Origin of the sequence: Flavobacterium xylosi (assembly GCF_042787345.1) — a bacterium.
GTDB classification, from domain to species: Bacteria; Bacteroidota; Bacteroidia; order Flavobacteriales; family Flavobacteriaceae; genus Flavobacterium; species Flavobacterium xylosi.
Genome location: NZ_JBHZPZ010000017.1, coordinates 1 through 22,878, shown reverse-complemented (window position 1 = coordinate 22,878; position 22,878 = coordinate 1). Strand labels below are relative to the sequence as shown.

The 22,878-nt window shown below is 31.6% G+C and carries 21 protein-coding genes; 2 read left to right on the top strand and 19 right to left on the bottom strand.

From position 1 onward, the window contains the following. Positions 1-73 precede the first annotated feature (73 nt). The 19 genes from ACFX5E_RS13290 to ACFX5E_RS13200 form a co-directional block, all read right to left on the bottom strand. On the bottom strand, positions 74-1,594 hold the full coding sequence (locus ACFX5E_RS13290) for an amidohydrolase family protein (RefSeq protein WP_379855642.1): 1,521 nt from the start codon (positions 1,592-1,594) through the stop codon (positions 74-76). 103 nt (positions 1,595-1,697) lie between these two features. Beyond that, entirely contained in the window at positions 1,698-2,438 is a 741-nt protein-coding gene (locus ACFX5E_RS13285) for a LytTR family DNA-binding domain-containing protein (RefSeq protein WP_379855641.1), read from the bottom strand. A gap of 179 nt (positions 2,439-2,617) precedes the next feature. Then, positions 2,618-3,040, bottom strand: coding sequence for a DUF6943 family protein (locus tag ACFX5E_RS13280; RefSeq protein ID WP_379855640.1), 423 nt, complete (start codon positions 3,038-3,040; stop codon positions 2,618-2,620). A 948-nt stretch (positions 3,041-3,988) separates the two neighbouring features. After that, the gene (locus tag ACFX5E_RS13275; protein ID WP_379855639.1) at positions 3,989-4,747 is read right to left on the bottom strand and encodes an Abi family protein; all 759 of its coding nucleotides are present in this window, start codon (positions 4,745-4,747) and stop codon (positions 3,989-3,991) included. A gap of 6 nt (positions 4,748-4,753) precedes the next feature. Then, positions 4,754-4,993, bottom strand: coding sequence for a hypothetical protein (locus ACFX5E_RS13270; RefSeq protein WP_379855638.1), 240 nt, complete (start codon positions 4,991-4,993; stop codon positions 4,754-4,756). A gap of 114 nt (positions 4,994-5,107) precedes the next feature. Then, positions 5,108-6,370: a type II toxin-antitoxin system HipA family toxin gene (locus ACFX5E_RS13265; RefSeq protein WP_379855637.1), complete on the bottom strand. Its 1,263-nt coding sequence runs from the start codon at positions 6,368-6,370 to the stop codon at positions 5,108-5,110. Positions 6,371-6,450: 80 nt separating this feature from the next. After that, positions 6,451-6,801 carry a helix-turn-helix domain-containing protein gene (locus ACFX5E_RS13260; RefSeq protein WP_379855636.1) on the bottom strand — a complete coding sequence of 117 codons (351 nt, stop codon included), beginning with the start codon at positions 6,799-6,801 and terminating at the stop codon, positions 6,451-6,453. A 673-nt stretch (positions 6,802-7,474) separates the two neighbouring features. After that, positions 7,475-8,587 (bottom strand): DUF3298 domain-containing protein, encoded by a 1,113-nt coding sequence (locus ACFX5E_RS13255; RefSeq protein ID WP_379855635.1) that lies wholly within the window; start codon positions 8,585-8,587, stop codon positions 7,475-7,477. A gap of 30 nt (positions 8,588-8,617) precedes the next feature. After that, complete coding sequence (locus ACFX5E_RS13250) at positions 8,618-9,271, bottom strand: hypothetical protein (protein ID WP_379855634.1); 654 nt, start codon at positions 9,269-9,271, stop codon at positions 8,618-8,620. A 681-nt stretch (positions 9,272-9,952) separates the two neighbouring features. Further along, positions 9,953-10,222, bottom strand: a complete 270-nt coding sequence (locus tag ACFX5E_RS13245; RefSeq protein WP_379855633.1) for a hypothetical protein — start codon at positions 10,220-10,222, stop codon at positions 9,953-9,955. Positions 10,223-10,362: 140 nt separating this feature from the next. After that, on the bottom strand, positions 10,363-11,514 hold the full coding sequence (locus tag ACFX5E_RS13240) for a hypothetical protein (RefSeq protein ID WP_379855632.1): 1,152 nt from the start codon (positions 11,512-11,514) through the stop codon (positions 10,363-10,365). A 5-nt stretch (positions 11,515-11,519) separates the two neighbouring features. Continuing rightward, complete coding sequence (locus tag ACFX5E_RS13235) at positions 11,520-11,750, bottom strand: hypothetical protein (RefSeq protein WP_196853776.1); 231 nt, start codon at positions 11,748-11,750, stop codon at positions 11,520-11,522. A 156-nt stretch (positions 11,751-11,906) separates the two neighbouring features. Then, positions 11,907-13,571 carry a DnaA ATPase domain-containing protein gene (locus tag ACFX5E_RS13230; RefSeq protein WP_379855631.1) on the bottom strand — a complete coding sequence of 555 codons (1,665 nt, stop codon included), beginning with the start codon at positions 13,569-13,571 and terminating at the stop codon, positions 11,907-11,909. A 161-nt stretch (positions 13,572-13,732) separates the two neighbouring features. Next, positions 13,733-15,985 carry a DUF262 domain-containing protein gene (locus ACFX5E_RS13225; protein ID WP_379855630.1) on the bottom strand — a complete coding sequence of 751 codons (2,253 nt, stop codon included), beginning with the start codon at positions 15,983-15,985 and terminating at the stop codon, positions 13,733-13,735. Continuing rightward, positions 15,972-17,633 (bottom strand): DUF262 domain-containing protein, encoded by a 1,662-nt coding sequence (locus ACFX5E_RS13220; protein WP_379855629.1) that lies wholly within the window; start codon positions 17,631-17,633, stop codon positions 15,972-15,974. Before ACFX5E_RS13220 ends, ACFX5E_RS13225 begins: the two co-directional genes overlap by 14 nt. Before the next feature lie 20 nt (positions 17,634-17,653). Next, the gene (locus ACFX5E_RS13215) at positions 17,654-18,136 is read right to left on the bottom strand and encodes a 3'-5' exonuclease (RefSeq protein WP_379855628.1); all 483 of its coding nucleotides are present in this window, start codon (positions 18,134-18,136) and stop codon (positions 17,654-17,656) included. Continuing rightward, a complete protein-coding gene (locus ACFX5E_RS13210) occupies positions 18,136-19,032 on the bottom strand; it encodes a helix-turn-helix transcriptional regulator (protein WP_379855627.1) in 897 nt (298 codons plus the stop codon). Before ACFX5E_RS13210 ends, ACFX5E_RS13215 begins: the two co-directional genes overlap by 1 nt. 433 nt (positions 19,033-19,465) lie before the next feature. After that, a complete protein-coding gene (locus ACFX5E_RS13205) occupies positions 19,466-20,053 on the bottom strand; it encodes a hypothetical protein (RefSeq protein WP_379855626.1) in 588 nt (195 codons plus the stop codon). 5 nt (positions 20,054-20,058) lie between these two features. Further along, on the bottom strand, positions 20,059-20,532 hold the full coding sequence (locus tag ACFX5E_RS13200) for a hypothetical protein (RefSeq protein ID WP_379855625.1): 474 nt from the start codon (positions 20,530-20,532) through the stop codon (positions 20,059-20,061). An 865-nt stretch (positions 20,533-21,397) separates the two neighbouring features. Between ACFX5E_RS13200 and ACFX5E_RS13195 the strand changes: the two genes are divergently transcribed. Next, on the top strand, positions 21,398-21,844 hold the full coding sequence (locus ACFX5E_RS13195; RefSeq protein WP_379855624.1) for a hypothetical protein: 447 nt from the start codon (positions 21,398-21,400) through the stop codon (positions 21,842-21,844). Between the two features lie 69 nt (positions 21,845-21,913). Continuing rightward, a complete protein-coding gene (locus ACFX5E_RS13190) occupies positions 21,914-22,768 on the top strand; it encodes a dynamin family protein (protein WP_379855623.1) in 855 nt (284 codons plus the stop codon). The last annotated feature ends 110 nt before the right edge of the window (positions 22,769-22,878 follow it).

Below are 22,878 nucleotides of genomic sequence, written 5' to 3'. Positions count from 1 at the left end.
GTAACCTTTTTCCGAATTTAAATGAAAGCCTGGTTCGAATGGATCAGGCTTTTTTTTTATTAATATATCGGTTTCAATTTATATACTGATCTATTTCTATGTTTCTGTTTTTATTATTTGCATCTTCTATAGCTTTAAAAATAGTAGAGATATGGATTTTATCAATCATATATTTATCAAAAAACACATATTCAATTGTCTTTGTGTTTTTAATATCTTCTAAAGGATTTTTTGCCAGTAGCACTAAATCTGAATTATAACCTACTTTGATTTTTCCGGTATTGCTTTTCATCCAACTACTTGGCGCAACCGTAGCCGAATAGAGCACTTGTGAGTTAGTCATTCCAGATTTTGATAATGATACTAATTCATTATGAAGTGAAAATCCAGGGACAACAGTGGCTACATTAGCGTCTGTTCCAGCCAAAATTGTAACTTTATTATCTATCAGTGCTTTTGTCATAATATGAATAGCTTCTGCATAAGTTTCCCAGAAAATTAATGATATTTTTTTTGCTTCAGGTTTATCTTCTCCATCATATTCATATCCATTTCTCCCTGGTAACCACCCTAATTTATAAAGAGGAGTTCCTTCAATAATTTCAGGATTAGCATATTTTAATTCTATTTCTTTTAGTCTAGATTCTAACGCAAATCTTTGTTTTGGAAGACTTTCAATTAACGAAATAGTAGAAGTTACACAAATATTGTTCTCTTTTATTTTTTTTGCAATTTGCTCCGAACGTACCTTTAAGAAATTGATGTATTCTTTTGGGTTTTTAGAAATTGATTTTCCGAAATCTTCCATATTTTTTACGGTTATTTCTTCAATATGAGCAATCTCTTTTTGACCTGAATGATAAAAAGTTTTTAAATTAACTAAAGGGATATGGCCAATGACAGGGATATTGTTTTCCCTGGCAATCTCTATTGTTGTTTTAAACATTTCCGGAGTAACAAAACCATACATTTTAACTGCATCGTAGCCTTGTTCTTTTATTCTCTTTATCTCCTTTTGTGCATCACTTTTAGTTGAATAATTGACGGATTGTCTAGTCCACCTGTAATAATAACCTGTTAATCCACTCTCACTATATATTGGTGGAGATCCGATAAACATTCGTGGACCAATGCCATTTTTTTTTATTGATTTTCTCCATTCTAGAACTATAGGCCTTCCAGCCATTTCTCTAACGTAAGTTACACCATTGGCTAAATATAAAAATAAATCATTTTGACTTTCTTTTAAATGAACGTGAGAATCTATAAGGCCAGGGATCAAATATTTATTTACACCATCAATAATGATAGAAGTGCTATCCATGAGTTGATTTTCTCCTACACGAATAATCTTTCCGTTTTTAATAATTATATCTTGATTTTTAATGAAAAAAGTACAATCTTCTGAAAGAATGTTAACGTTTTTTATTTGAATTATTTTGGATGGCTTTACAATTGAAGAAATAGTAATCACTTCAGTTGACTTCCCCAATACCTTATTTAATTCATTATCTGCCCAGATAAAAATGGCAATAAAAACGATTAACAGTATCGTAACCGCATATAGAAATCTCCTAAACCATAGTTTTTTCATAATTTATTTTTTTGATTTGATAGGCAAAAATAAAGTGAAGCACACCCTGATTTAGCGTGTAATAAGGCGTTAGGTATGAAATATGCTGTTTTAGGTACGAAAATTATAAGGACAATAAACGCTCCTTGTAATTTTTAGAAACAGGCAGCTCAATTTGAGTGAGAGATATGGTATCCTGATTTTTCCAAGCCTTAAAATGTGCTGGATTTATTAAATGGGAGCGATGCACTTGAACTAAAAAGTCGAAATCATGCTGGACTTTTTTAAGCGTGCTGCGAATTAATTTTGTTTTTAGTTGGCTCTCGTCGATAAAGAAAATCTCGACATAATTTTGTGCATTAGAAACACAGATTAAGTCCTGTTTTCTTATTTTTAAAATATCTAATTTATTTTCACCTTTAATAATTATGTTTTCGTCTTTCGCTGGAATTAACTTAACAGAATATATTCTGGCTAACACTATTATCGGAGTTGAAATCAAGGCTGATTTAAGAATTATTAACTTAAAAAATTGAAAAAAATCATATCCTCCATTTAGAACGGGGCTTTTATAATAAATATAAGTATTTACTAAAAAAAGCAGCTGAAAAAAGACAAGGCTACCTATTTCAAAACCAACATTCCATTTTGAAACTTTTTGATAAATACTTTTTTGAATAATAGCAAGTAATCCGTAGCATAGAAATGCAATAAAGCTAAATCCAACACTTATAAGCAGCCACATTTTAAAGCTTATTGTTCCATCATCAAATGGTTTTATAAAAAAAGCAAAAATAAAAAGCCAAATACTGATGGAGATTCCTATTAGTAAATGATGCTTGATCGATGGGTTTAATTTTTTCATTTTAAAAGAAAGTGACTATTTTTTACAGTACATATTTTTTTTAAATTCGTTTCGATATTTGGATTTGTTGTAATTTAGGTTGATTATTTCTCTTGTAACTTGTTTATTGTTCTGACAAACGTCAAACTTAATATTTTTCAAATATATAGATATAAAATCTACTTCAAGTTTTACTGTTGTTACTTTTTACAATACCCCAACAATATCACTCGTCTCATTTCATTAATAAGCACAATATGCTGTTGGATTTGGTCCTCTTTTTGTTCCAACAACCTCAACGCCTGAATTTGTTTTTTATGCAGCTCGTGTTCCTCCAGCATTTCATTTACTTTTGAGTTAAAATCTTTTTTAAAATCGTCGATTCGTAAAAATGGAATTACGGAACCAACTAAAGATTGGTGCCAAAATTTAGATTTCCACAAACTATAAGCCAACCAATAAACTGTTTCAGCATCTTGTTCATTTTGAAATAATATTACAAAACTATTGGTAAAAGGTTCTTTTTGGGGTTTTCCACTATTCATCCCTTTGTTGAGAATAAAGATTTGGTTTGCTCTGTAAACTGCATTTTTTTGGTGTGTTTTAATGATGAAATTCGGCATGGTGGATTGGTATTAAAAATTAAATATTAATTTTTTGAAAAGAAAAAAGAGAAAAAAAGAAAGCCACTAAAACAGCAGAAATGACGAACGAAAATGGAGGGAGGAACGACCGACTGATAGTGAGGAATGGATGCTATGTTTGCTGGATTTTTTTCTTTTTCTTTTCAAGAAATTTCACTATCGTCTCGTTGAGGTTTTTCTGGGGATATTAATATGAAAAAGGCAATCAAACACCCCCAAGCACCGCAGTCTTGTCCTTTTCGGACGAGACGAGGAGCGAAGTGGCGGGGTTGCGGCAATCGAACAGCCGCCTGAAGCCGAGAATTGCAGCTGGCGAGGAACGAGACGCAAAATGAAGGAGAAAGAGCGTGAAACGGCGGGGAAAAAATATAAAACAGCCGAAGGCGTTCCTTGATTTAGGGCGAAGCGACCGAATTAATTATGAATTATGAGTTAAGAATTTTTTGAATGATATTGTAAATTGCAGGTAGAAGGGAGCGGCGCCAACCCCGATGGCTGTGCGAAGAGCGCCACCGCTGAAAAAACGGAGGGCTGCAGACACAATATGGCTGGAATGCAGTGAAACGTAGCCTGCGGAGTGTAACGAAATGAAGCGGTATTGTGGATGCATAAGCCCGACCGAACGCAGGGAAGAGAACGTGTGGAGATGAGGAACGAACAGTGGAAAAAATAAGGTTGCCTATTTTTGGCTGCCTTATTTTTTTGTGCTGTGAAGTGTCTGTGGAACGGAGGAAAGAGGCTTTTTCTGCCGACGACCGACTGGAACAGCCGAACGGAACTAAGGGAACGACCGAAGAGAGACAACTTGATTGCCCGTGATGTTTATAGCGGAAATGTTCTTTTGGAATTCTATATTCTATTGAAATTACTGGAATTTTGGTATGCTTGGACTAAATAAGGATTTTGCGCAGCTGAATGGGGTAATGACTATTGGACCCATATTGGTTGTGTTCTCCTATTTGCTGGGAAGCCCATTTTGTGTACCGGAACGTTTGGATATTCATTTACCAATTTAAAAAATTTGTCTTTTATGGAATTCCCCGGACTTATATAAGCAATCGTATATAATGTTAGAGAAAGTAAAGAGAATAGTTTTGCTCTTTGATTTTCGTCCGGAATGTAGGTTATCGGTTGATTTTTTAGGTTTTTAGGCCATAAATATTTTGTTGTAATATTATTATTCCATAATCTGGAATGATGTGCTATTACATTTCTGATTACTGTTGTTGCTTCAAGAAAACTAGAAAAATCTTTATGTGAATTAAAACCAAATTCTATTGCAATCTTAGATTTTTCAGGTAATTGATGCACCAGGTTTTTGTATAGTTTTGAAAGTGTACCGAGTGATGCCACTTCTAAAGCCTTCCACGCTTCCGGAAGTTCGTTTTTATGATTTTTATTGTGTTCTAAAATAAACTGTTCTTTACTTCTGGCAATCTCTATATTTAAATGATCCGTAATGGATTTTTGTTTGTTTTTATCTGAAAAAACAGCATAATCTATATAGCATAACGGCCCATAAGAAAGTGATAGCTGATAAATTAATTTGGTTCTTAAAGCCACTTCAATTCTTTCTATTGCATCAAACATTAATAGTCTTAAATGTCTATCGAAATTGTATAAATCTATAACCTCTTCAAAGTAGCTGTAGTCGCTGAATTTATGTTCAACTTTGTCAAATTGCATTTCCCATCAATATCCCTTTAGGCGATAATAACTAATGTTTTTCAGGAAATGTGGCGCATTTGCTTCGTTATGAAACAGCATTCCTCTTTCTTTCAAGAGTGCAATTTGTTCCTCGACAGTTTTAGGTGCTTTGTTCGCCATATTGGTATAAAAAAAAGACCAGAAGGCTGTTCTTACGGGAAGCGCTACTGGTACGATTGGGACAAATAAATACACATTTGTATTATTGTGCAAACTCTTTAACATTTAATCATATTTATCAACAATATCGAGTATTAGGGATGGTGTTTTAACAAAGAAAATACTTTGTTATTTATTTAACCACTATCGTTTTTATATCTATTAGTGATTCCGTGATGTTTATGATGTGCTACTTTCTAATTTAAATGCTTTAGTCATCAGTTCTTGCTCACTTCTTGAAATTCCAATTTCTTTAGCTATGGTTTTCCAATTTGTTGTTACCGCTCGTACTTCTTTTATAATGGTCACCATTTGCTTTTCGTTTAATCTGAAATATTCTCCAACACTTTTTGCCAATTCAAAATCAAGAGCATTGTTATCAGTATCGATATTTAAAGCCAAACCATCCTTTTCAATTGATGGGTTGAGGTCATAGGCCGGTGATAATATCCAACCTTCTTTGGTCAGGATAAAGCCGTGGTTTCTTAGATGGTCATCGGTATTGGATATGGCAATATTGAAGATTATTCTGCGCCATAATTGGTGCAAGTTAGCTTCTATATTTGTTCCATGATTGCTAATGAATTCTGCTATGTCTAAATAGCTTGCCGGATTGTCTCGGATAGTATCTTCATTGTTGGCTGTCATGGTCATGGCGGAAGCAAAGTGTATTCTTTCTCCGTTTTCCCGGTCGAATCGTTTCGTAAAAAAGGTGTGGTAGTGGCCAATTATTTTTTCTATTCGACAGGGAGCCATTTCAATCCTTGCTTTAATTGCTAGTTGATAAGCAAGGAACTCCCAAGCTCCTTTGTCTGTGGTGTCTGTTTTGGATGGAAATTTGGCGATCCAAAGGCTTTTATCATTGTCTAGAATATTAGCTTTTGGTCTAGCACCACCGAGTGAGGAACCTGGTGCCATCAAGACAGACAACCATTTTTTTGCGTCATCATTATCATCATCATTTTCAAAATTAGCGGCTGCGTTTTGCAATTCACGAATGGATGACCATGGTGGAGTAGAAGCTGTTTTGTTGTTGTCGAGAAATTCACCGTTTGGATCGGTCTTGAAGCGCAGGGCTCCCATACGACTTTCATCGTATACTCCTAACAGAAAATCAATATCATAAAGTGTTGGTGCTTTTTCTCCTTTTTCTTTTGCTTCTTGGGCCGCTCTTCGTTTCATTAGCGTTCTTCCCCAAGTGTCGGGCATACTATCCAGAAATATTCCGAAGTTTTCTTTTTGGTTAGGGTATTGTGGTCCTCCATATAATTGAATATCCGGATCTAACAGAAACTTTTGTTCCGATTTTATCCAGTCTTTATTGTATTCAAAGCTAAATGCTTTTTTACCTTTAGCTTGTTGTGCAGACAAAACACCAATGATTTTGGGTTCAGGCATTCCCTGCCAATGTGCGTAAACGTATATGTTGGTTTTTGTGGCCATTTTAGATTATTAGATGGTTCTCGATACTATTTTTACTCCATTACATTGCGCAAAAATCACTCGAACTGACGATATATTTACTATTTTAGAAGTTCGAGGTCTTGGAGTTTTCTTCCTAGTTCATCGTCTGCTGCTAGTTTTAGGAAATCGTCTTGCAACCCCAATACACGAAGCACATTGAAATAAGCCCCCATTGCCACACTTGAATTTCCTAACTCGATTAAGTGTAGCGTTGATCTTGCGATATCTGCTCGTTCGGCTACTTGTACCATAGTCAATTTTCGCCTTTTACGAGCCATCTTTATATTTTCTCCCATTTGTCCCAGTACTTTGTCATACTTTGGAAAAACGGTTTGTTTTTTAGTTGTCATTTTAAAAAAATGTTCGTTATTATGTACAAAAGTAACAATTATGTTTGAAATAACATACATTTTGTATTTTTAATTATTGTGAACTCCTTTTTTTTATCATTTGGACTTGAATTATTTTTGCTGTTTTGTCGCAAATACCTCCTGTTTTTGCGACAAAATAATTGCTTTAATTTTAGTACCGCCAGTGATTTCAAACTAGTCCAATTTATTGGATTAAATGCAATATACAGCGCTATTATACCAAACGTTTGGACTATATTATGACGATTAATTGTGTAACAAAAAGAGTATCTATTTGTGACAAAAAAAACATAGGAAAGGGCACGGATGTAATTCCGAGCGAACGGATATAACACATTAATGAATTGACTTCATAGAATTTTATTTTTTGCGGTAACAAACAAACATTTACCATGTAAAAATTAAAAACCTCCAAAATTCTATATTCAGATTATGGAGGTATTCAATTAGGAACTTTTTTAGGATATAATCTACTTATTTTTTCTTGCTAGCAGATTGATTAGGATTCAATTGTTTGCCCGTATTGCCTTGATTCTGGGTAGATTGTTTATTTTGGCCGCTGGTTCCTTTATTCGTATTTTGCATGTTGACTGCATTGTTTGCAGGGCTGATTTTTTTAGACTTTCATCGTTGGTAATTTGATTTGCAAAATCTTCAACTTCAATTTTTATTCTATTATATCTGAATATTCTATTTCCATATAAATTTGATGCTATTCTCTATTTAATAGGCGGTTAGTTAGTATTGTTTTTGGATTCATTAAATCGCTTAATTCAGCAAACGGGATAAAAACATCAGTTGTGCCTCCTGTATAAATCCCTATACCATTCCCATAGGGTTGGAATAACAATGATATACCATTTCTGTATAATGCAAAATCCTCAGGTAGGTAAAAATTTTCAAGATCTTCTTCTTGTAAATTATACTTTTCCTTGAATTTTTGTCTGCAAATAATTTTTAATTTTTTCAAGTACTTTTTCTGAAAAATATCTTCTAGTTTTAGTAGAGTATTTGCTTCAAGATCCAAGTTAATATAAGAAATATACCAATCGCCGTGAGCAGCTCCACAATGGGCTTCCCGAGTATATTCTTGAAGTGTCAAAAAATTGTTGTCCAAATAAACTACATCGATATTTAAAACAAAATAACCAAAAGTATGCGGAAGATTTAATTTAATGAATTCTTCGTATGTTTGATTTGTCTTTAAACCTATATCTTGTTTTATAGCATTGTTAATGATTTTATCCGAATTATTTTCCTTTGATTTAAAAACCGGCACGCTCAAGTTTATAAAAAAACGAGTACTGTCGCATACAGCTTCTCCAGTATTTGTTTGTAATTCTTCTTTATAATAATTTTCAGGAAATATTTTGAATTTCTCTTTGATTTCAACTAATTCTATGTTAGAAAAAAATCCCTTTTGCGAGTCTAGATATTTGATTTTAATTTTTGAGACCGAAACGAATTTTCCACTGATATTAATTCCTCCTTTATTATTTTTAAATTTAAAAGAACCGTTGGGAGTCATTTCTCCTGTAAACATTCGTGGTTTATTACTATTTGAATCATCAATAACGCAACTTAAAATAGTGTCTCCATCTGTACCATTATTAGTATTCACGCTTTTTGTTAAATATAAATTGAGTATTTTGTTGTTAGACAATGAACCTCTAAATTTTTTAAAGAAAACTTTTGGAATAGCAAATTGATGACTTGAAATCTCTTTTTTATTGTTAGAAATAGTTTTTTTATCATTAGAATTACAACTGCTAATTATTATAACTAAAAGAAATTGAATTAAATATGAGCTGGCTTTATTTTCCATTACTTAATCTTGTCAAAATATTTTTCTAATTTATTCTGCGATGTAATCATTAACAATGTCAAGAAATAGTTCGTCTATTTTTTGAAAAGCTGCTTTAAAACCCACGTTTCCGTACTTTTCTTTCAGACTATTATGTTCTATGTATTTGAAATTATCAAATGAACTTAATTTTTTTCTTGTGTCTTCTGCATATCTTGTTCTTTCACCTTCAAAACTAAAAGGGAGAGTACATATTATTAAAAAAGTTTTTCCATTCTTCGAAAGATAATTTGCAGTATCTTCCGTGAAAAAAGAGCTTATATAACCACCTAGCCCAGAAATAATAATGAACTTATCGTCTGATGCTAAGTGTTTATAAATAGCATCAGGCATTTGAAGTCGATTATTCATATCAATAGAAACAAGCTTATCTACAAATGTACCGCGATCTATCATTACTTCTTTTTGTGGTGGTGCAAAATGGATAAATTCAATTGTAGAGTCTTTAGGAATATTCCCTGACTCTGATGATACAGCTGTATATTTTGCCTTAACTCCATGATTATAAATAAATCTTAAAAAATTACATCCAGCTCCTCCCAGGGCTATAATATGTAATGGTTTTTTATCGATTTTGGATGTATCTTTAAGGGAATTGTTAGTTGAGCCTAAAACTTCTAATTCTTGTGGTTTTTTATTATACATAGTTTGTTCTTTTATTTACACCAAAATTAATTGGCATTAACGCCAAACGATGTCGCCTTAAAAACAGTTTCAAAAATATCTTCTAGATATTGAATTGTTTGAGAAGATTAATTAGTGAATAAAGTTTGAGATTTTGTTTTGAGTAGATTCTAGATATAAAATCAAGTCGATTAATCTTAAAATCAGACAACATTTTTGCAGCTGTAGGATATGTAAATTCCGCGATGACTTTCCAATCGCATTCAATTGTTTAATTATCTTTAATTTCCAATAGGCCCCATTTCTGGTCGCAACGATCCAGCGGAAAAGTAGTAAATCAATTTTTGGATCTATAATCTAGTTAGCACCTATGCTAACCCTTCTATATATGAAACTTCCCTTTGTATCGATCCATTTTATGTAGGGATTTAAAAGCTTAGTATTAAAACAATAAAGACCAATTGACTACTTTTTCCACAAAAAGAGTATTTGTAGATATATCCTGCAGTTCTAGGTTATTTCAAAGCTGTTCTGAAAAGTAATTAAAGTATCTTTCTTTTTGCTTTTTAAAACTTGGTTATTATAAACCAATCCTTTTAAGAGCAAGTGTTTGTTTGATTGTAATAGTTGAAATTCTAAATCATTTAGATTGAAGTTATCTGTCTTGATTTCAAAACTCCCAACTAAACCTATTTCCTTTTGTTATACATACAAGCCTTTTTCTAAACAGGGTTTCATTTTTTGGATTGTAGTGTTGTATAATGGAAAGAGTACTAATTCTTCTTTTAAATCATTGCATTTTAATTTTTGCACTTTCCGGTTTCTATACCAAATCTCTATTTGGTTTTTTGGTGTGTTTAAAAGCCCTTCAATGCAGTTTCCTGCCAAATCTTCGTCTGATAGGATTGCTTTACTTTTGAGTAAGTAGTAAAAATATGGATCAATAATAACTTCTTCTAATGGCTGCTTCATTCTTTGGGCTATCACTTCGAACTTTATTTTTTGATCTTTAGTGAGTAATAATTGGTTCAATTTCCAAGCTTCTCCATAAAGATTTATTTTCAGTTTGCAAGTTGTCAATTCAGTACCTATTATTAAGTTTTTATTTGAGTTTATTCACTGTTCCTTTTACTTAATTTTTCCTCCAGTTCTTTAAGTAAATATTTATAATTATTTGTTTTTGCTATTTTTAAAAATAGTTCAAAAATTATCTTTATTTCAAATTCAAATTTTTCACAAAATCCACGTAGGATTAATTTAAATGTCTCAAAATCAAATCGACTCCTAAAACCATATCCACCACAATCAACTTCATAATCATCACCGTAAGTAAATGATTCATATGATGTAAGACTACTTTTAAAAATAGGGTAGTTTCCACAAAAATATCCGACAGTTTCATCATCAACTCTTCCATTATAATATCCAAAAACAAAAATTTTTTCTAATATCCAAAATTGTTGAGTAAGTCTAGCATTGTGTATTTCATAATCCTGGATAGGAATTGTTTTTTTTAAATGATTTAAAAAAATATCTCTTACTCTTATTCCTAAATTTTCCTGTCGTTCAACAACATCTTCGTTTTCAAGTGTTGCTGTTTTTTCGATGAAATAAAAAAGAATATTATAGTTTAAGGATTCAATTTCACCATAATCCTGATCAGTAATACCTTTACCTACTATTCCTCTGTCAAATCTTTTAAAATAAGGTTCAGGCTGAATGGTCCCATCATCCCATCCATTTAAATCAGCATCAACAAAATAAATAATTCTACAATTTTCATAACGTTCAAATCGTTTAAGCAAATTTAATTCCTCAATAAAATTATCTCCCAAATAATTTCTAAAAGAAATATGTTTTGGGTTATTTATCTGTTTATTCTCATAATTATATTCTTTGAAATTTTTATATTCATGTCTAGGAAATTTGTAAAGGTCTATTGTTGAATTGTAATCAAAATCAAATAATTCATTTAAATAAAAATAGGACGCATCGGTACACATCTTTATATTTTCAAGGTAGAAGTAATAGTTATTCGTTACAGAAAACGATGCGTCAGCAGGTATACCTTTCCATTTTGTCAGTAATGTTAATTCTCCTTGATTTTCCATCTCTTTAAAAAAGAAAAACAAACTTTCTCTATCAATATCGCTGAAAAACTGATCATAATAGAGATCTTCAGGAAGTTGATTAGGGTTGGCAACATATTCCCATTGTTGTGTTTCTTCATCAAAAATCTCCAAGTAGCAATAATACACTTTCATATAAACTAACTTCTTCTATGCCAAACCTTTCCTTCGGTCGAAGAATAATATAGCCCTTTTGATGTTGTAACTAAAATTTCGTCACCACTATCCATTAGGTCCTGTAATGTTCCCATGCTATGAGATTGACCGCTTCTTCTGTGCCATACTTTTCCATTATTGGAGGAATACTCAATGAAGTTTTTTGCCACATTAATTCTTAATAATTCTCCTTTGTGTGAAACCATCTGTCCCATAATTTTATTTTTAAATTGTTATAACGCAAAAATATTTGAAGGAAAAGCCAAAGTGTGTCAGTCTGATTTTTTTGTATTAAAAAAAAGACACTAGCGAGGGAAGTGTCATTTCAGATATCTCAAAAATGTTTTTTCTCATGGATTTATTTTCCGATTTTATTCTATCGAAGTATCAAACCCAGTTGCAATTATTGTAATTGCAATTGATTCGCCAAGATTTATATTTTCACTAACAGACATAATTATACTGGCCTTGTAATCTACTTCTGATTGTATGTAATCATTTATTTCGCCAATTTCATCAATCGTTGTTGCAATTGTACCACTTGTGACCAATAACAAAACGTTCATGGCGTTGGCGATTTTGTCCTCTTTCAACAGCGGAGAAAATAATGCCGACTCAATTGCATTTTTAGCCCTATTTTCACCGGAAACGATAGACGAGCCAACTAAAGATAAGCCGCTATTACCTAATACTGTTCTGATATCTTTTAGATCAAATCTTCTGTGTGATACCATTTCAACCATTCCTTTTACAATGTTTGTGATAGTATCATTGATAAACTGAAATGCCGATTCAAAATTAAGATTTTCATTGCGGTGATTTGATTTGTTATTATCAATAACTATTAGCGAGTCAAATTGTTTCCGCATTTTTTTAATCTCTGAATGTGCTTTTTCATCATTTAATTTTCCTTCAGAAAGGAATGGAATTGAAACAATACCTATTGTGATATTATCTCTTTCTTTTGCCAGTTGTGCGATTATCAATGCTGTATCCATTTCTGCTGCTCCTCCCATTTCAGCAATTATCACAACCATTTTGGTGCCGTTGCCCAGCTGAGTTTTGTGTGTAATCCTCTTATTTTCGATTACTTTAGCATCATTACTGCAAACCATAAAATCAGCTCCTTTAATCTCTTGCTGAATCATATCGTTTACACTATTGCCACCCGCAATTCCTATACCGATTACTTTAATCGTATTTGTACAGTCATAGGTTAAATCCATTACGAAGTACGAACTGGCTATGGAGTTAATTTTCCTGATAACATTTTTTGTAAACTCTAGCGTTATTTCTTTTTTATTAAGTTTTACTTCTGAAAGCAGATAATGTAAACAACCTTTAAGGTCTTTCAAATTTGACTTTATATTTCGGGCTATATAGTCTATGATTTTTACGGGTATTTCTACATTCTTGGAAAGCAATAAATTCTTCAGGACTGCCATTCGGGTTACATAATCAGTTTGTTGCAGTTCTACCGTTAATCCTCCTTTAAAACGAGACAATAGTTGGGGATTAATGCTCTGCATGTCGATTAGTGCCCTATTAGAAGTAATTATGATTTGCTTGCCCTTTTGACAAAAATTATTAAATACTTCTAAGATAACTTCCTGTACTGTAGTTTGACCGGATAGGCATTGAATGTCTTCCAATATTAAAACATCTAGCGATTGCAGCCAATTGACAAATTTATCCCGATTATTGTTATTTACTGAATCGATGTATTGTTGTGCAAAGATTTCAGAAGAAGTATATAAGACGCTTTTCTCAGGATACTTCTCTTTTATTTTATTGCCTATTGCATGAACCAAATGCGTTTTTCCAAAACTCATTCCTCCAAAAATAAACAAAGGATTGAATAATTTTTCTCCCAAATGACTCGTGACAAAAATTCCTGCCGAAACCGCACTTTGATTTGAATCGCCAACAATAAAATTATTAAAGCTGTATTTTTCATTTAGCTGAGATTCTATTTTAAATTTTCGGGTTATAAACGTTTCAATACGTTTTTGGATCTTTTTTCTTGAATTTGCCATGTCGTTATTTTGTAGTTTGCCTATTTTTTGGTTTTTGTGGAATCCTTTATTAAGCAAACTTAGGCGAAGCTAATGCCAGAATGCGGCGGAGATAAATTATTGTATAAAAAAACGACACCTGAAAAGTGTCGTTTTACTTTAACATAATAAAATCTAGATTTTCATGCTTCTATGCAATTTGCAGAATAAATTAGTGTTTTCTTTATTTCTGAAATTACTCTTTTATTTCCGTCAACTTCATCTAGTGTAATAGTTTTTTTATGAAAATTTTCAAAATCTATTGTCGCAAATGGGCTATCAATAATTTCGGGCTGTAACCAGTTATCTTTGTTTTCAGCATATCTAACTTTGTTTCCAGAACCAAATCCACTTCTTACTCCATATCCGCAAATTGAATTTTCTATACTAAAATCTAATTCGGGACTTAATTTATTATCATCTTTGTTTCTATAAGCAGCAATTCCTGTCTCATTTCCATCCCAAAAAGATAATAAGACATTGTTTCTATTCGCATTAAACACTTTCAAAACAAGCCAAGACTTAATGAATTTTTCAACATTAAAATCTTCAAATTCAAAAAGATGGTCTTTATTTACAATTGAGATAATATAATCAGTGCAATAATTTTCCATTTCGTTTGAACGCAATAATTTCATAAAATCCAATTTCTTTAAATGATTCCTATTTAAAGTTGAAAACAGAACACCTTCAAAATCCCATGAGGCTTTGTATATATGTTCCACTTTATTACAACCAATGAAAACTCTGAATAATCTAAATAAATTAGCTAACCTTTTATTACTATTTGCAGTTTGTTCATTTTTTATCAAACCAATAGTGTTTTGATAATTCTCAAATATTGTTGAAACCAAAGTAAAATTGATATTAGAAAATTCTAATAATTCAGGTTGAACACTTTCATTATCATTTAATAAGCTTGCCTTAAACAAAAAAGATAAATCTCCCATAAAATATTTATGATCTTCCCATTTTTCGATAGATACTAAATGTTGTTCTTGTAGGCTAGCTTTTAACTTTTCTTCCGTATTAAACCAGATATTTAATGGAACGTTTTGTATTTCATTAAATTCAGATTCATAGTTTAAGATATGTTCTAAAGAATCTGATTTTTCAATGATTTGTAAAATGTATCTCCAATCTAAGTAATTATCATTTCTTTCCTTCCAAATTTTGTCAAAATAATTTTTTCTTAAACGACGGATAAAACGGTAAACTTCATTTTCATCGCATTTAGATTTTACCATAAAAGAAAGCAAGGGTAAGAGTATGTTTTGAGTTTTATCTTTAGATAAATTTCTTAATCCCAATAATCCTTCCACTTTGTTGTATTCATTAATAAATTTAAATTGCTTTTGTATCTCAGGATTCGAATCTAATAAACCTATTAAATCATTGATTGCAATAAAATAATTGTGAAGTTCAAGTAAAACTTCAGTATTTTTTTTATTACCATCTTTAAAAAATTGTTTTGATTTTTTTATCAAATCTATAGATTCTTGTTTTTCGATAATTTGAAAACTCCATATTAAAAAATCATTCACACCGTCATCAGCTATATACTCCCATTCTTTTCGATTATTCCAAAAGAAATTTTCTCTGTCTTCCCATTGTTTTGAATAAATATCATCATCAATATTTCCAAGTAAAATTGGTTTTATATTTTCGGAAACCGAAAGGTTTTTCCCTGTGGTATTTATTATAACGAATCGTTCTTCCCCATGCTTTCTGTCTTGTACGTCATAATATTGAATTTTCACTTTGTTTATTATAAAATCTGCAAACTCGTCTAATTTGAAATTATCAGTTTCCTTTAGTTTTCTTTCAATAATTTGTAATGCATTGATCATGCTGATAATTGTAGGGTCTAAATCATATTCCTTAAAATACCAAGGTAGCTTTCCAATCGCTTCAACCGCAATCTCTTTATTAATTATAAAAAAATCATTTACTAAATCACGAAGGAAAAACAAACTGCTTTCTCTAATAGCGTATTGTAAATACGGTTCTTTATCATCATGAGACTCTTCCTGTTTTGAAATAAGACATTGCTTTAGTTTTGAATTAAGTTCTTCATTTCTGACTTTTTTACAAAGCATTCCAATGATGAAGTATAGTGTTGTAAGTCTCTGTTGACCGTCCGTCAAATAGATATGGTCAGTTGGATTTTCATATACATCAATTTTGCCTAAAGTAGTTTCTCCTTTTTTATGCTCTTCTATCAATGTATCAAGAAAAGCAGAGACAATTTCTATCTTTTTATCGCCATGGCTTTTATCGCCCCAACAATAATCTCTTTGAAAATCGGGAATGATTATTTTTCTATTTGGTGTCGAGAATAATTGTGACAATGAATATTCTTTGGTGTTTTCTAATTTAAGATTAATTGATGCCATATTGTGCTTTTAAAATATTAATTGTCTTTTTTTTATTTGCAAGGATATCCTTTGTATCCCATTCGGAATTTGCAAAAACGGATAGCGTATGTATCAAATTTCTGCTTTTGAATTCTAATCCTTTTCCAGTATTAAAATATACTTGTTTTTTATCTTCAAAATCTTTAGCTCCAAATGCAGAATTATCTTTACCATAGAGTAAAACTAAATTTCCTATACAGTGAATACTCCCTTCTTGAAATTCAGTCTTTTCAAAATCTAAATTGCTTTTCTTTGATTTTGGATAAATATGTTCCAGGGAACGATTATTCCAAATAGAAAAGTCAAATTTCCTTTTCAAATTAGTATCTTCTAGTAAATTCAAATACATTAAAAAACGAAAAGTAAATTCCTTTCTTGAATCATTATACTCTGCATCATTTTCATCCCAATAGACAAATTTTTCGTTTAACAAGTCAATTGCAGAAATCGCTTTCTCCATTTTAATTAAGTGCTCTTTATTAGTTTTTGAGTTTATTTCTTTAGTATTATTTATAATTTCTAAATGTGTTGCATTAACTAAAGACCATTTAGCATATTCACTGAAAGCTAATTTGGATTCATTTTTTTTATCCAAAAAAGAATGAAGTGCTTCTTCTTTTGAATTACTCGTTTTTAATATAATACCCATCAAATTAAAAGATTCAGGATTATTATATAAATCCTCAAATGTTTTTTGAAGCTTTCTTAGTCCTTCAAAATGATTTTTTGCATCTCGTGGACTTGATATGAATTCATTTTTAAAATTTTGAAAGTCAAAACTTTTTTTGCTGTCTTCAGATTCAATTTTCCAATAAGTTACCAGTAAAAAATACAATGGATGTCTATCTCCTATACCGAAATAATCCCTTACTTCTTGTTGATTCCACCAATACAACCATTTATCCCAATTGCGGGCAAGTCTCCCTCGATCTTCGTTTATTTTCCATTCGAATCCAAATTCTTCTTCTCTGTCGATCGTGCCAGATATTTCAAAAAGGGGTCTAGACGATTGTATTAATATATCAGATTTAATTAATTCTTCATCTTTCATAATAGCTTTCAGTCCATTCAAAGCAATGAAGGTATTTACCGCCTTGCTTGCCGGAATTGTATTGAAAAGCAGTTTGACATTATTCTTAATAAATTTTTTGAAGCCACTATCATTTAAAAATTCATTGAAAATATCTTTTATAGTTTCTATCGCTTCATTAAAGTAAAAGATGTCTTGCACCGTAGTATTGGATTCTATTTTTCCTTCACTAGCCAAAAGGTATTTCAAATATTCATCTGAATCTTTTCTAATTTTATAATCTAAAATAACATCTTTTAAAAAATCAAAATCTCCAAGTACGATAAATATTAAATACAAAGTTGTTGTGCGCTGTTGTCCATCTACTAGTATAATAGGAGCAGTTTTATTTTCTTGAACAACAGTAACTGCCTCAATAAAATAATCAGCTTTTTTATTATTAATGTATGCGTTTTTAATGCTTTCACAGAAAAAATGAACTGAACTTTTATCTTCATCTTTCTCTTTTGCAGACCACTTATATCCTCTCTGATAATGTGGTATTGCAAAAGTTTTGTTATCAAAATATTCTTTGATTGTCAATATATTATTACTCATATTTTTTTTATTTTTTATTATTAAACTCTATTTTTTAAATGCTTTAAATATAACTCTGCACAAGCCTTAGCATCGCTCAATGCATCGTGGTGATTTAGCGGAATGTTATGTTCTTGGCACAATGTAGCTAAATTTGACCTAAAAATCTTATAAGTACAGTACTTATTGTAATCCGGTGCTGACATTCCATAATGTTCCAATGTTTTGCTTAAAACCGGGAAATCAAAACCAAATCCATTGTGCGCAATTACAGTTTGATTTTCTATAAATGGCGCAATCTTGTGCCAAATTTGGTCGAAAGTAGGTGCATTTATGGTGTCTCTTGCCGAAATTCCATGAATTTCCGTAAAACGCTGCCAGTAGTAGTTGTCTGGTGGTTGCACCAACAAATTGATTTCTTGGGTGATAATTCCATTTTCGACTCTTACCAGTCCAACCTGGCAAATGCTCCAACGGTAGCCTTGTGCTGTTTCAAAATCTATAGCGGTAAAAGAATGGCTCATTACTTATATATTTTGATCATTTCTTCGATGCGGATTTTTACTGCTTTGCGTAATGTTGAAGGTTCATATACTTCAACTTGATCACCATATTTAAGCAATTCCATGATGAAATCATTGGTTGGATGCATGTATAATTCAATAAGGAGTTCTTCCTCTGTATCCTGTAAAACTTTTTGTGAGGAATGGAGAGGGAAAGATTTTGTGTAATTTCCTTGCTGCCACGTAAAAGAAAGTACAATTCTTTGAACAGGTTCGTAGGTTTCAATTCCAAAGGCATGTTGGTATTTTTTATCCATATCAAAAACGATGGGCTTGAATTTGTCAGCTGAAATTTTCAAATCAGCGATTCTGTCGAAACCGAAATTTTTTATACTCCCGTTTTTGTTGTCTTGGGCTATCAGGTACCAGCGGTGTTGGGATTCTTTAATCGCGATGGGTTTTACCGTTCTTTGGGTAATTTCCATATTCCAAAATTTGGTGTGGGTAAATGCGATTTGGAAATTGTTTTGAATGGCGTATAAAATGCCGTTTATCAAGGCGGTTCCTGAAGATTTTCTGTTTTCCAAGTGAATACTTGGTGCTATTTTATTTCCTTCTTTAAGTGCCTGATGAATGGAAAATGCCTCAATCATTCTTGACACCGAAGGATCTTCAACGTCTTCATCTATATAATACACCTTATCCTTTCGATTGTACTGGATAAGAATACCGAACAAATCCAGTATGTCTTTTTTATCTCTATCGAAAGTACGAGCTGAAAATTCAAAATTAGCACTCAAATCCTCATTTTCAAGTTTAGTCATCACCAGTTTATGTAAATCCTGAAAATTACTAGGAACCGATTTTAATCGATCAACGATGTATAAATAGCGTTTGTAAAATATTACTTTTGCCATAGGTTTATTTTTTAATTATGCTAAAGTATTATTTTAGTCCGACAAAACGTGACGGATAAAAAAACGAATAATTTTTATTTTATATCCATTCTAATATTAAGAAGAGCGTTAAAAAAAAAAATAACCTTTTATCTACAGAGAATATCAATTGTCGCCTGTCGTTGTTGGTTCCCGTTTTATAGTTTGTTACTTCTAAAACAATAAATAGTAAATCAATACTTTTTTGTCAAACTCAATATTAAAGTAAAATATAAAATTAATACAATGTAAAATTGAATCCTTACGGGAAACCGTAAAGGTGAAAATAACTTAATAAAGGAATTCAAAATTGTGATTTTTTCCCGGTTCATGTTTCCGCTGATTTAAGCTAAAGAATTGGAGTATTAGCTCAGATTTAAAACTATGGAACACTACATGTCCAGTACGTAATTTACTAATCTAATATATCATCCGGTTTATTGATTAATGGATCAACCCAATCTGCTTTGTTAGTTGCCCAATCAATCCATTCTAGTTTCTCAGGAGTTAGATTATTGGTATTGATTGCCATTTGTTTTACAGCTTCAATATATTGCCTGATTATACGAGTTTTGTCATATTGTTCTGAAAGTTTAACTAATCTATTAAATTTATCAACTTCTTCGTCCCTTCGCTTTTTGATTACTACCAGGCGATTTTCTTCTTCCTCTCTTTTTAAAGCTGATATTCTAGCTCGTTCTTCCCATTCTTTTTCTCTTTGTGCAATGAGTTCTAGTTTGGCCACTATTCTAGCTAACATTCCTTCTAATTTTACCTTACCATCACGCCATTCTCTTTCTCCTGAGTATTTACCTACTTTGAAAATAAAGTCTCCTGTTGGAATGTATTCTGAAGAACCATATTTGGTTGTTGGCGGGATTCGTTTTGATGCTTCCCTTAAATCAATTTCGACATAAATATTATCTATAAGTACACAATCATAACCGTACTGTTTTGACAAAGTATGCCCTCTATATCGTAGTAATTTGGTAAGTGTGTCCATAAATCTCAACGCTCGTTCTCTATTGTTTTTTTAACTCTGATTGGGTATGTAATTCTATTATCCTCTCGATATGAAGTGAAAGAAATTTTGCCTTGCCAATATTGTTTGGTTTGTATGGTCAGAATATCCGGTTTTGTTATTTTATCGGGAACAATTAAGGGAGCATTAGGATCATTCTCAATTTCGTGGGTTCTTATCGTTAACGGTGTTTGGTCTACATTAATTAGATTACCTTCTTCCCTTAGGGTTAAAACGATTTTATCCACACCACCAAAGGCCGGATTCAGTTTTTCTTTTTTGAACTTCTTATTGAATTTGAGTTTTGACCAATAGCTACCGTCAGGCATTGGGATTTCATATTGTTTACACAATTTTTTTATTCCGTCATTGCTGTATGCATATTGCTGTGTCAACTTTGAAAGTGTTGTCGACCATACTATATCGTATAATTCTTTTCTAGTTAATTCGATGGTTTCCATAAAATATATCTTTAAAAATTATAATTAAAGGTACAATATGTTGTTTTAAAAGTGAATTTAGCCCTTCGACGTTGTTCATGATGAATTTGAATTGATAAATACTTCGACTAAAAAAGGATTTTGTGAAGCTGAATGAGGTAATGTCTAATGTAGATTTCGATGTCAGGATACTTCTAAAAACTAAGTTTCTGTAGATACTATCATTAATTTAGATTAATATCAACTTTGAAGTGATTACACTCCGGAGTTTTAACTTGTCGATTTTTGACATTTTGCCTTAGTGGAAGAGGCACGGATTAGAAATCGGCGCTATCGGGCTTTTAATTAGAAATAAAGACTAATTGTTTCTCCTAATAGAGATTGTTTATGATTAATTGGAAAAGACGTGGAGTGTAAGTGTATGTTAGCAGACAACTGGATATGTTGGTCAAAAAGCGCTACTTGATGCTGTATTTGTTTATGGCATGTTTGAGATTACAATATGACGTGCCATACGATGATTCGTGCGGGAGCGGCATATAATGAAGACAAGGATAAGGTTAAAAGGATAAGGTTGATACTCCTTTTTTTAGATTTTTTTAAGGGGTGGATTTCTTGTCTAGCAGCCAGAAAGGTACTTTCATCGGCTAGAAAGGTACTTTGGCAAGACGAATGATTTTATAGAAATAGAAATTATATTTTTGGGAAAATACAGGCTGTCAAACCATAAAAATTATAAACTATGTCAAATTATTGTTTTGAATACTGCAGAACGAAAAGTTCCCTCATTTCGAGCGTAACCGGCTCAGCAAATTCGTATTTTTAATAATGAATTATTGTTTTATTCTAACAATAGTTTAAAAATAAATTTAATATTCATTCCTCAATGATAGATTCTGACCGACCGTACAGACGTACGGAAATAGATAAGATTTTCACGAAAACAAAAGCCTCAATGCAACAAGCAGCTCTGAAAAGAGGTGGTGACGGAATTGCATTATATATTGATGTTTACACTGGAAAAACATTACGAGGCGGTGACCCCTACGATTATGAGCACCTTAGATCCTCTGAAGCAGTTCATGCCCAATACAAATCAGTATTAACCGATGAGCAGATCGCTTTGGTGGTTAACTGTCCCGAAAATGTTGCTGTTACACTAAGATGTATCAATCAGTCTAAAGGCAAACGTAAAATGGAAGATTGGTTAAGTAATCCTGCCAACATAACAACCAATGGAATTGATTTGAAATTGACATTGGCTAATTTGAAAAAAGCGGATGAGGACATTGAGAGGATGGTTAAGAGTTTAAAAAATAAATACTCTCAGTGACACAATTTAGCAGTAAAGAATTTCAAATTTGACAAAAAAATAATAAAACCTATAACGCACAAGACACATATGAAAATTGACATTGCCTACAATAGTTATACCTATAAATTTGACTTCAAAACAGACGATAAATCATTTAACAATGAAAAATGTGGTAAACAGTGTAAACAAATTATCAGAGAAAATGAAAAAAACAGAATTGAAAAATGGTTTGAAAGTTTTTTATTAAAGCTTGGAGAAGATTTTGGACGTCCTGACTTGGAGATTGCTTTTACCTCAATACAATATGAATGCAATAATGTTGAAGAAATTGTCTCAAAAATGAGTATTCATAAAAATCGTAATTGGAAGATTACTCTAAACATTGTAGTTATAGAGGATAAAAATGTTTTGGGTGAGCTTCACGAATTAATCAATACAATGGTTGAAAGTAAGGAAAATACTTTATATAAGCAATTAGGGGAAATGCAAGTTTTATCTAAAATAGAAGAGATTGATAAAAGTGAAGTTTCAGTTGTGTTTATTGCGCCTATGAGTGCTGGTAAATCAACATTGATTAATGCTTTGATTGGTAAAGATTTACTTCCTAGTCAAAACCAAGCCACTACTGCTACTATTTGTAAAATAAAAGATATTGATGGTAAAGAAGGATTTGATGCAGTTATTAAAAATGCTGTGGGAGAAATTCTAGAAGAAAAAGAAAATATTGATTTATCATTTATTGAGGACTATAACGATAAAGGAAATACGGAAGATATAGAGATTTTTATAGAAGGAGATATTAAAAATATTGACTCATCAGATTTAAAGTTAGTTTTAGTTGATACCCCAGGACCAAATAATTCTGAAAACATACGTCATAAAGAAGTAACATTAAATTATATAAAAGACAAAACTAATAATCCGCTAATTTTATATAACTAGATTCAACTAATTAATGCAACTTTAGGGAAAAGATAAAGATATTTTTTCAAAAGAAAGGACTTTAAAGTCCTCTCTCTCGAATGGAATAAATGTTCTTTATTTGCTCCTGA